This window comes from Flavobacterium xanthum (assembly GCF_900142695.1).
Taxonomy (GTDB): domain Bacteria; phylum Bacteroidota; class Bacteroidia; order Flavobacteriales; family Flavobacteriaceae; genus Flavobacterium; species Flavobacterium xanthum.
Map to the genome: position 1 here is coordinate 1 of NZ_FRBU01000064.1, position 9,839 is coordinate 9,839.

The 9,839-nt window shown below is 35.3% G+C and carries 9 protein-coding genes; 1 reads left to right on the forward strand and 8 read right to left on the reverse strand.

Features of this window, described 5'->3' with window-relative positions; translation table 11 throughout:
* Positions 1-310: 310 nt before the first annotated feature.
* The 7 genes from BUC11_RS15860 to BUC11_RS15890 form a co-directional block, all read right to left on the reverse strand.
* The gene (locus BUC11_RS15860; protein WP_139259540.1) at positions 311-925 is read right to left on the reverse strand and encodes a hypothetical protein; all 615 of its coding nucleotides are present in this window, start codon (positions 923-925) and stop codon (positions 311-313) included.
* 219 nt (positions 926-1,144) lie between these two features.
* Positions 1,145-1,441, reverse strand: coding sequence for a hypothetical protein (locus tag BUC11_RS15865; RefSeq protein ID WP_073355638.1), 297 nt, complete (start codon positions 1,439-1,441; stop codon positions 1,145-1,147).
* Entirely contained in the window at positions 1,423-4,764 is a 3,342-nt protein-coding gene (gene secA, locus BUC11_RS15870) for a preprotein translocase subunit SecA (protein ID WP_073355640.1), read from the reverse strand. The genes BUC11_RS15865 and secA overlap by 19 nt, the downstream gene beginning before the upstream one ends.
* Positions 4,765-4,848: 84 nt before the next feature.
* Positions 4,849-5,070: a DUF2795 domain-containing protein gene (locus BUC11_RS15875; RefSeq protein WP_007138072.1), complete on the reverse strand. Its 222-nt coding sequence runs from the start codon at positions 5,068-5,070 to the stop codon at positions 4,849-4,851.
* A 163-nt stretch (positions 5,071-5,233) separates the two neighbouring features.
* Entirely contained in the window at positions 5,234-5,803 is a 570-nt protein-coding gene (locus BUC11_RS15880) for a cob(I)yrinic acid a,c-diamide adenosyltransferase (RefSeq protein WP_073355642.1), read from the reverse strand.
* Positions 5,804-5,834: 31 nt separating this feature from the next.
* Positions 5,835-6,692: an ATP-grasp domain-containing protein gene (locus tag BUC11_RS15885; protein ID WP_073355644.1), complete on the reverse strand. Its 858-nt coding sequence runs from the start codon at positions 6,690-6,692 to the stop codon at positions 5,835-5,837.
* A 162-nt stretch (positions 6,693-6,854) separates the two neighbouring features.
* The gene (locus tag BUC11_RS15890) at positions 6,855-7,541 is read right to left on the reverse strand and encodes an ABC transporter ATP-binding protein (protein ID WP_073355646.1); all 687 of its coding nucleotides are present in this window, start codon (positions 7,539-7,541) and stop codon (positions 6,855-6,857) included.
* Between the two features lie 374 nt (positions 7,542-7,915).
* Between BUC11_RS15890 and BUC11_RS15895 the strand changes: the two genes are divergently transcribed.
* Complete coding sequence (locus tag BUC11_RS15895) at positions 7,916-8,596, forward strand: hypothetical protein (protein ID WP_073355650.1); 681 nt, start codon at positions 7,916-7,918, stop codon at positions 8,594-8,596.
* A 58-nt stretch (positions 8,597-8,654) separates the two neighbouring features.
* On the opposite strand, the gene BUC11_RS15900 is transcribed toward BUC11_RS15895, so the two are convergent.
* Positions 8,655-9,467, reverse strand: coding sequence for an O-methyltransferase (locus tag BUC11_RS15900; protein ID WP_073355652.1), 813 nt, complete (start codon positions 9,465-9,467; stop codon positions 8,655-8,657).
* Positions 9,468-9,839: the final 372 nt, after the last annotated feature.

Consider the following 9,839-nt stretch of genomic DNA (forward strand, 5'->3'; position numbering starts at 1 on the left):
TTACGATAACTCCATAGTGTTAACGGCATGTAACCGGTTCCGTTCAACCGCGGGTTCATTGTTCGTTCTTCGAACGCAACGAAACCCTAGCTGTTGGCAGTAGTGTTTTTAAACAGATTTGTTTTGAATATAGTTTTTAGTGTAAAAGTATAAAGAAATTATAACTGAAATACTTGTGATAATGGATAGAACAATCCCAAAATAATATGATGTTTTCAAATTATAGTATTCTGAACTTCCTAATGTTAATAATGAAACAATTAGAGCCCATAAATTCTGATTCAAATTTATTTTAAAATTTTCCATTTTCTTAATTTATATTGTTTACTATATTTTCATAAATTTCTAATTCACTTGGTCTTTTTCCATAAACCTTGTTATAATCATCGTTCTCGTGATATCTTATTTCTTTCGGGGGTTCTTCACCTTCAATCTCAAAATTTTTAATTACTCTATTTGTTTTTTTATCGATATAAGAAATTAAGATGTTATTTTTAAACCCTATCTTATTGGTTCTTGAATAATATCCTACATTAATTAAAGTGTCACTTATTACTACAATTGTATTTATTTCATTTTTTTTAAAAGACATATATCCTTTTTCTAGTTTTTTATTTAATTCATAAGTAAAAAACAGTTCGTTTTTTTTATCAAATACTCTTTTTTGGAATATGATAAGCGGTTTATTTGGTTTTGACCTCTGAATTTTTTGAAGATTTAAATTTTCAATATCTTTGGTAACTTCTTCAAAATCAAAATCAAATTGATTAAGGTAATTTTTTCGTTCTTCCGCTAATTTGTCATACTTTATTTTTTTTTCTTTATCTTGTAATCTATCATTACACATACTTATTAAAAAAAAAGGCGATGCAATTATTATAATTATTAAATAACAGCCTAAAGGTGTTTCATTATTTCTTCTCATTTCGATTTTTTTTTAACATTACTGCCAACTAGTATATATGCACTACGCAGTAGCGCTTATCTACCCAAATTTGGGTGTATAGGCGCTACTGTGTAGCGCATTATTAACAAATATAAATAATAAATTTAGTACAAATCATCAAATAGTCTTTTTATTTTTTTGCCGTTTTTTTTCATAGTGAATGCATATCCGTAAACGAACTATTTTAGCACAAAACCCCTAGCCCTGACCGAAGCGAAAAACGCATGACGGTTGCGCACCGCTTTTTCTGGTGGTGGCAGAGCGACCAAAGGAAGCTCCTGCCAGCGCCCAGAAAAAGGGTGGGCGACCAAATGCTTTGTAGCGTAGGGCGGGAGTGGCTCCTAAAGAAGATCCTAAAAAAGATCCTAAAAAAGATCCTAAAAAAGATCCTAAAAAAGATCCTGAAATAAATTTAGGATAAAAAAAAACTCCACTACTTGCGCAGTGGAGTTTGGGTTGTCCTGAAATAAAAGGGCTTAGTTCACCAATACCCATTGTCCTGAAGCGATTAGGCTTTCGGCTTTTTTGTATTTCATTTCTTGTACTTGTCCGGTAGCCACGTTTTGAATGCTAACAGTATCGTTGCGATTGATTTTTGGCATATCTCTCGTAATCGTTTCGGTTATTTGTCGTTGTTGGGTTTCACCAGCTTCGCGGTTTGCAGCTTCGCTACTTACAATTTCATCTTTACTCAATTCGTAATCTTCTCTAGGAGCAGCGTCAACTGCTTCTTGAATTTGTTGGTTTTCTTGAGCGGGTAAATCGCCTTTAAACAAGAATGAAATGACTTCTTTATTCACGTTTTCAATCATAGCTCTAAACAAATTGAATGCTTCCAGTTTGTAAATAAGCAAAGGATCTTTTTGTTCGTGAACGGCTAATTGAACGGATTGTTTCAATTCGTCCATTTTACGCAAGTGTTTTTTCCAAGCTTCATCAACAATAGCCAAAGTGATGTTTTTCTCGAAATCAGCAACCAGTTGCGCCCCTTCAGACTCATAAGCGGCTTTCAAATCCGTAACTACATTTAACGATTTTATTCCATCTGTAAACGGAACTACAATACGCTCAAATTGATTGTTTTTATCTTCGTAAACACTTTTTATAATTGGAAAAGCTTCTCTGGCACTTCGCTCCGTTTTTTCGGTGTAATATTCTAATGTTGCTTTGTATACTTTTCCGGTTAATTCCATTTCGCTCAACTTGGTGAACTCACTTTCTGTAACTGGCGAAGTAATCGAGAAATAACGAATTAGTTCAAATTCAAAATTTTTGAAATTATTGGTTGCTTTGTTTTGATCAACAATCAATTCACAAGTGTCATACAGCATGTTTGCAATATCCAATTTCAAACGCTCTCCAAACAAAGCATGACGACGACGCTTGTACACTACTTCACGTTGCGCATTCATTACATCATCATATTCCAATAAACGTTTACGAACACCAAAGTTATTTTCCTCTACTTTTTTCTGCGCACGCTCGATAGATTTTGTCATCATAGAATGCTGAATCACTTCTCCTTCTTGCAAGCCCATTCTGTCCATTACTTTGGCCACTCTTTCAGAACCAAACAAACGCATCAGGTTGTCCTCAAGAGAAACATAAAACTGAGAACTTCCCGGATCACCTTGACGTCCTGCACGACCACGTAACTGACGGTCCACGCGACGCGAATCATGACGCTCTGTACCTACAATCGCCAATCCACCAGCGGCTTTTACTTCGGCAGATAATTTAATATCGGTACCACGACCAGCCATGTTGGTAGCAATAGTTACCACACCTGGTTTTCCTGCTTCTTCTACAATTTGAGCTTCTTGTTTGTGCATTTTTGCATTCAATACGTTGTGTGTCACGCCTCTCATTTTCAACATTCGACTTAATAATTCGGAGATCTCTACCGAGGTTGTTCCAATAAGAACGGGTCTTCCTGCTTTAGATAATTCCGCTACGTCTTCGATTACAGCATTGAATTTTTCACGAGTCGTTTTATAAATAAAGTCCTCTTTGTCCAATCGAGCCATTCCTCTGTTGGTCGGAATTTCGACAACGTCTAACTTATATATTTGCCATAACTCTCCTGCTTCGGTTACTGCAGTTCCAGTCATTCCTCCCAGTTTGTTGTACATTCTAAAGTAATTCTGCAAAGTAACCGTTGCGAATGTTTGCGTTGCCGCTTCGATTTTTACATTTTCTTTGGCTTCAATCGCTTGGTGCAATCCGTCAGAATAACGACGACCATCCATAATACGACCAGTTTGCTCATCAACAATCATGATTTTGTTATCCATGATTACATATTCTACATCTTTTTCAAATAAAGCATAGGCTTTCAAAAGTTGTGTCAATGTATGAATACGCTCGCTTTTTATTCCGAAATCTTGAAATAATTGCTCTTTTTCTTCCGCTTCAGCGTCTTTGTCTAATTTTTTCTTTTCGATAGCGGCAATTTCAGTTCCAATATCTGGAAGTACGAAAAAATCGGAATCTGTATCTCCGGAAAGGTATTGAATACCATTGTCTGACAATTCAACTTGATTATTTTTTTCTTCAATAACAAAATACAATGCCTCATCAACCTTGTGCATGTCCCTTTTGTTATCCTGCATGTATTGATTTTCGGTTTTTTGAAGCAATTGTTTGATTCCTTCTTCACTCAAAAACTTGATCAACGCTTTGTTTTTTGGCAATGCTCTATACGCTCTTAACAATTGGAATCCACCTTCTTTAGTGTTTCCCTCTTTTATTAATTTTTTTGATTCAGATAAAAAACCATTTGCAAGCTGACGTTGCAGTGCAACAAGGTTTTCGATTTTTGGTTTCATTTCCATGAATTCATGGCGGTCTCCTTGTGGAACTGGTCCTGAAATAATTAAGGGTGTTCTCGCATCATCAATCAAAACAGAATCGACCTCATCGACAATGGCATAGTTGTGTTTTCTTTGCACTAAATCCTCTGGCGAGTGTGCCATATTATCTCGTAAGTAGTCAAAACCAAATTCATTATTGGTTCCGTAAGTGATATCCGCATCGTAGGCTTTTTTTCTTTCGTCAGAGTTAGGTTGGTAATTGTCGATACATTCTACTGTCATACCATGAAATTCAAACAAAGGTGCTTTCCAAGTACTATCTCTTTTTGCTAAATAGTCATTCACGGTTACTAAATGCACACCATTTCCAGTCAATGCATTCAAATAAAGTGGTAAAGTGGCTACCAATGTTTTTCCCTCTCCTGTTTGCATTTCGGCTACTTTTCCTTCATGTAAAACCATTCCGCCAATTAATTGTACGTCATAGTGGATCATGTCCCAAGTAATTTCTTTCCCTGCTGCACTCCATGAATTAGCCCAGATAGCAGTATCTCCATCTAAAGTAATGTAACTTTTTGTAGCAGATAGTTCTCGGTCTTTTGGAGTAGCAGTAACTACAATTTGTGAGTTGTCTTTGAAACGTCTTGCTGTTTCTTTGACCACAGCAAAAGCTTCAGGAAGAATTTCCATCAATGTTTTTTCTGATATATCGTAAGCTTCTTTTTCCAGTGCATCAATAGCGATGTAAAGATCTTCTCTTTTATCTATATCAAGAATGCTTTCTACTTCCTGTTTAAGGGCAGTAATTTTGGCATCTTTTTCAGAACGATCTTGTTTTATTTTATCTTTGAAAAATGCGGTACGCGCTCTAAGTTCATCATTTGATAATGACATTAAAGGATTTTCAAAAGTTTTAATTTTATTAAGATAGGGTTGTAATGCTTTTACATCCTTTTGTGACTTATCGCCAACAAAGACTTTGATAATACTGTTTATGAAACTCATAATATATTTTATTTCTAATTGTGTAATTCTGTAAATTTAAACCAAAAAAAAGCCTCTTTTGAGACTTTTTTATTGGTTTACTTTTTAATATTCATCCTCATTCCAAAGATAATCTTCGTCCGTAGGATAATCTGGCCATATTTCTTCCATTGATTCATATATCTCGCCTTCATCCTCTATAGATTGAAGGTTTTCTACCACCTCTAATGGAGCTCCTGCTCTAATAGCGTAGTCAATAAGTTCGTCTTTGTTGGCAGGCCACGGGGCATCACTTAAATAGGAAGCTAATTCTAATGTCCAATACATCTGTTGTCGATTTAATTTTGTGCAAAAATAAATTTTTTACTGAAAAAAACAAGTAAAAAATGATTTATTTTTAGTTAAAGTTAAGAACGTTTTATTTAGTTTAAAGTTTCAGGTTTGAAGTTTAAAGTTTTCGTACTGAATACTGAGCACTGCAAACTGAATACTACTTTCTCGGAATCCATTTCACCTCGTCAGCGTTCAGGTCATGAGACAACTTCCGTGCCAACACAAAAAGATAGTCAGAAAGTCGGTTTAGGTATTTAATAGCGACCTCTGCAACGGGTTCATTATGGCTTAAATGGACTGCTAAACGCTCTGCTCTGCGGCATACACAACGCGCTATATGACAATATGACACAGTGGTATGTCCGCCGGGAAGTACGAAATGAGTCATTGGCGGAAGCGCCTCTTCCATAGCATCTATTTCATTTTCCAATAATTCAATGTCAGATTCTATAATTCCTAATTTTTTCAACCGAAGTTCTCCGTTTTTCTTCACTTCTTTTTCAGGTGGCGTCGCAAGAATAGCTCCTACCGTAAACAAACGATCCTGAATTTCAATAAGAATTTCTTTGTAATGCGCATTCATTTCCTGATCGCGAATTAAACCGATGTGAGAATTCAATTCGTCAACAGTTCCGTAACTTTCGATACGGGCATGGTCTTTTGGGACACGAGTTCCTCCAAAAAGGGCTGTTGTTCCTTTGTCTCCCGTTTTTGTATATACTTTCATCTACTGGGTATTTGATTTTAAAAAAACAAATTTAGGCTATTAATTTTACTATTGATGCAACAAATCGGTCCAATGAATTTTCACTTAGATTGAAATACAGATCGGGTTCAATACATTCCACTTCCATTAGGTAAAGTTCTTGGTCAATTAAAATACCGTCGACGCGAGCATATAGTAAATCTTCTTTAAAGGTATCGACTACTTTTTGCGCTTTTTGAATCATGTCCTGACTTGGATGCACCAAGGTATAAATTCCTCCAAAAAGAGATTGAACCCTAAAATCGCCATCAACCGGTTTTTTATTCACTGCATGAGAGAATTTTTTGTTGAAAAAGATAAAGGAGGTTTCGCCTAATGTTTGAATCTGAGGCATGAATTCCTGCACTAGTAATTCTTTTTCTAAAGCAATAGCAGCATATTGTTGGTTTATTTTTGTACTATTTGCTACTTCAAAAACTTCTGTTAGATAGGAACCCGCAGAAAAAGCAGGTTTTATGACTGCTTTTTTCCAATGGGAAGGAATTCGTTTTACAAGATCAAGATGGTTTGTTTTATCTATAAAAAGAGTGGGCAATATTGTGATTCCTTGTTGCTCCATTTTCCGCAAGTAAAACTTATGGATGTTTAGCTTAATCACTTCGATCGGGTTTAGTGTTTTGATTCCTAATTTTTCTATGTGGTCCAGCCAAAGTTTAAACTCGGTTTCTTTCTCGAAATAATCCCAAGTATTGCGAAAAATTAAATAGTCGTAATCAGTCCAATTGATATTTTTGTCGTTCCAGATAACAGCGGAAGATTCTATATTGTGTTGGGCGAGTGCTGGAATTATTTTTTGGTCTTCGGGATTTAAATCGGGAAGTTTTTCGCAGGTTAATAGGGCGATTTTCATTTTTTAAAGTGATGTTTGGTAGTAGTAAACGCAATTGTAATTTGGATTTCCTAGCCCGGATAACAGTGGAAATCCTTTTCTAAAAGCTTCAAGCCTTTTGAGGGCTGAAAGGTTTTAGAAAAGATTGTAGCGGTTAGCCGGAAAAAGCTCCTGAAAAAAAAACTATTTGGTAGTGTCGCTTTCTATGAGTCCATCACGCAAACGAATGACGCGATTGGCATAAGCGGCGATTTCCTCCTCATGTGTTACTAAAATTACAGTGTTTCCATTGGCGTGGATGTCTCCAAAAAGTTTCATGATTTCTAATGATGTTTTACTGTCTAAATTTCCAGTAGGTTCATCTGCAAGGATGATTGAAGGTTTATTGACCAATGCTCTAGCGATGGCTACACGCTGGCGTTGCCCTCCTGAAAGTTGGTTGGGTTGGTGATCCATTCGGTCAGATAGATTTACTTGATCCAATACTTCGGAGGCGCGCTTGTTTCTATCTGATTTAGAAAACCCAGCATAAATCATGGGTAAAGCCACGTTGTCTAATGCAGTTGTTCGTGGTAAAAGGTTGAAAGTCTGGAAAACGAACCCAATTTCTTTATTTCGAATTTCTGCTAATTCATCGTCTTTCATCTGGCTTACATCCTTTCCATTCAAAATATAAGTTCCGGAAGTAGGGGTGTCTAAACACCCTAATAAATTCATTAAGGTAGACTTTCCAGATCCTGAAGGTCCCATTAGTGCTACATATTCTCCTTTGTTGATCTCTAAATCAATGCCTTTTAGAACATAAACGATTTCATTTCCTAATACAAAATCTCTTTTGATATTAGTTATTTTTATTAGCGGGTTTGCCATTAGAATGTATGATTTTTAACCTTTGACGGTGCGCGGGTTGCTATTAATTTAGATTTTAAAAGTACAAAAACTTTTGAACTACTAATAAGTAGTTTTTTTTTTAATTTGTTACAGTACGCAAGCACTGAAATTTAGATCCTGTATAATTTTGTGTTTTTCAATTGTTTTTCATTTAAACTGATTTTTAAGTTTATTGATAAGCATAAACTGAATTTAAAGTTTTACACAATTCTAGTCTCGTTTTGTATAATTCACACTTTTATCTTTTTTATTTCACAATTATATTGATTTTTTATATAATTTTTTGTTATTTATTGAACATAGAGCAAAGTTATTTACATTTGTTTAAGAAATAATTAATCAAAACTTAAATTATGAAAAATACGAAATTAGCATTAGGATTAGCGGTAATCGCTATTGGATTTACATCTTGTAAAGATGAAAAAGCGGAGCAAGCAGAAAAAAAAGTGGATAGCTATGTAATGTACGTAGATTCATTAGGTAATGTTGCAGCAGCAGATGCTGAAGGAAACTGGGAAGGCATAGAAGCATCGTACCAATTAAGAGCAGGAGAAGCTGAAGCTGCAATTGCTAACATGAAAGATAATGCTGATGCGCAAGCACGTCTTGATGCAAGTAGAGCAAAATACGAAGCTTTGAAAGCGAAGGTAGAAGCTCAACAAATGGCAGCACAAGCAGCTGCAGTAGCTACTGCACCTAACAGCAAGCAGCAAATGAGGAATGCCTTATTTGGTGAAGGTAAAATGGGTGAGGACATGAATTTTAGTTGGGTAAATGCTGCAAACATTCATAATGTGTACCAACAATTTATTCATACCGTTGAAGATAACAAAGATGTATATTCTCGCGAAGACTGGGATGAAATCAAATTGATGTATGAAGCACTAGACAGCAGAAAGAATACTGTTGAAAAAGAAGGACTTTCAGCTGAAGACAATAGAAAAATTTCTGGTTTGAAAGTGAAATTTGGCCCAATGTATACTTTGAATAGAATGGGAGCTAAATCAGGAGAAATGAAAAGAGCAAAAGAATAAGGAATAATTAATTCAAATAAGAATGACAGTCAGCAATGGCTGTCATTTTTTTTTTGGGTTAAACCCGAATCACAAAATGTTCTTTGGGCTGTTCTCTCCTAAAAAATACCAATCCCCACTGGAATGTGTCAATAGTGACTGTGACTTGCGGGTGACTTTTAATAATTTCCCAAGCTTGTTCCATTTCTTTCGACCAATGAATGTCATCGAATATCCAAACGGTTTCATTAGTCACGGTTGAAAGTAATAGTTCGAAATACTCCAGTGTAGCTTTTTTGGAGTGATTTCCGTCAAAGTAAATTAAGGAAAAGTGTTCCGTGTTTAGTCCCGAGTGTTCAGTTGCAGTATTCACAGATGACTTCCGTTTCTCTAAATAAGAATTAAACGTTGTTACTATAGATGCTACATTGTTATAATTGAATGTTTGCAATTGCAGTTGAGCAATTTTTGCTGTTTCCGGGCAGCCTTCCAGCGTTGTTATTTTTGCTTTTAAATTCCCTAATGAAAGCGCAGCCGTCGCTAATCCTAACGAAGTTCCAATTTCTAAAATAAAGTCAGGCTGAAAATAATGGGTGATTCTAAATAATAATTCGGCTCGCTTCGAAGAAATCCCTGCCGTTTTTGCAATCTTGGAAATAACTCTTGTATTGGATTTGAAAACTTTTGAACCCGCACCAAAGTCTGTTACTTCAATCGTATTATTGTTTGCTAATAGCGAGTTTCTATACTTTTTTAAAAATGTATATTCCGGTTTTGATTTTTTGTCATAAAAACATTTTGTCAACAAACTAAAAACAAACGGAGAATGTACGGCATGCTCATTTTTTGAGTGCCATAGGAATTGTAAATACGATTTTATTTGAAATAGCATAGTTAGTGTAACACAAAGATTCGCAAAGCAAAAACACAAAGATACACGGAGATTTATTAAAATTTGAAAATCGAAAAATAAACTTTGCGAGGCTCTGCGTTTCCTTTGTGAAACTTTGCGAGAGTTATTTTATTTCACAGAGTTGCACAAAGTGAAAACGCAAAGATACACGGAGGTTTACTGAAATATGAAAATCAAAATACTAAATTTTGTGAGTTTCTGCGTTTGCTTTGAGAAACTTTTCGAGAGTTTTTTTATTTCACAGAGTTACACAAAGGGTGGATTCAATTAATTAATGCGAATTCCTGATTATTGTTTAATAATTGTAAATATACTTCATTTGGAGAATCAAATTGATGCCTTTTCCGAGGT

Bases quoted from the DNA above. Each gene is read 5' to 3' on its own strand.
- BUC11_RS15860 (WP_139259540.1), bottom strand. From the start codon at position 925: ATGAGAAGAAATAATGAAACACCTTTAGGCTGTTATTTAATAATTATA.
- BUC11_RS15865 (WP_073355638.1), bottom strand. From the start codon at position 1,441: ATGGGTATTGGTGAACTAAGCCCTTTTATTTCAGGACAACCCAAACTC.
- secA (WP_073355640.1), bottom strand. From the start codon at position 4,764: ATGAGTTTCATAAACAGTATTATCAAAGTCTTTGTTGGCGATAAGTCA.
- BUC11_RS15875 (WP_007138072.1), bottom strand. From the start codon at position 5,070: ATGTATTGGACATTAGAATTAGCTTCCTATTTAAGTGATGCCCCGTGG.
- BUC11_RS15880 (WP_073355642.1), bottom strand. From the start codon at position 5,803: ATGAAAGTATATACAAAAACGGGAGACAAAGGAACAACAGCCCTTTTT.
- BUC11_RS15885 (WP_073355644.1), bottom strand. From the start codon at position 6,692: ATGAAAATCGCCCTATTAACCTGCGAAAAACTTCCCGATTTAAATCCC.
- BUC11_RS15890 (WP_073355646.1), bottom strand. From the start codon at position 7,541: ATGGCAAACCCGCTAATAAAAATAACTAATATCAAAAGAGATTTTGTA.
- BUC11_RS15895 (WP_073355650.1), top strand. From the start codon at position 7,916: ATGAAAAATACGAAATTAGCATTAGGATTAGCGGTAATCGCTATTGGA.
- BUC11_RS15900 (WP_073355652.1), bottom strand. From the start codon at position 9,467: ATGCTATTTCAAATAAAATCGTATTTACAATTCCTATGGCACTCAAAA.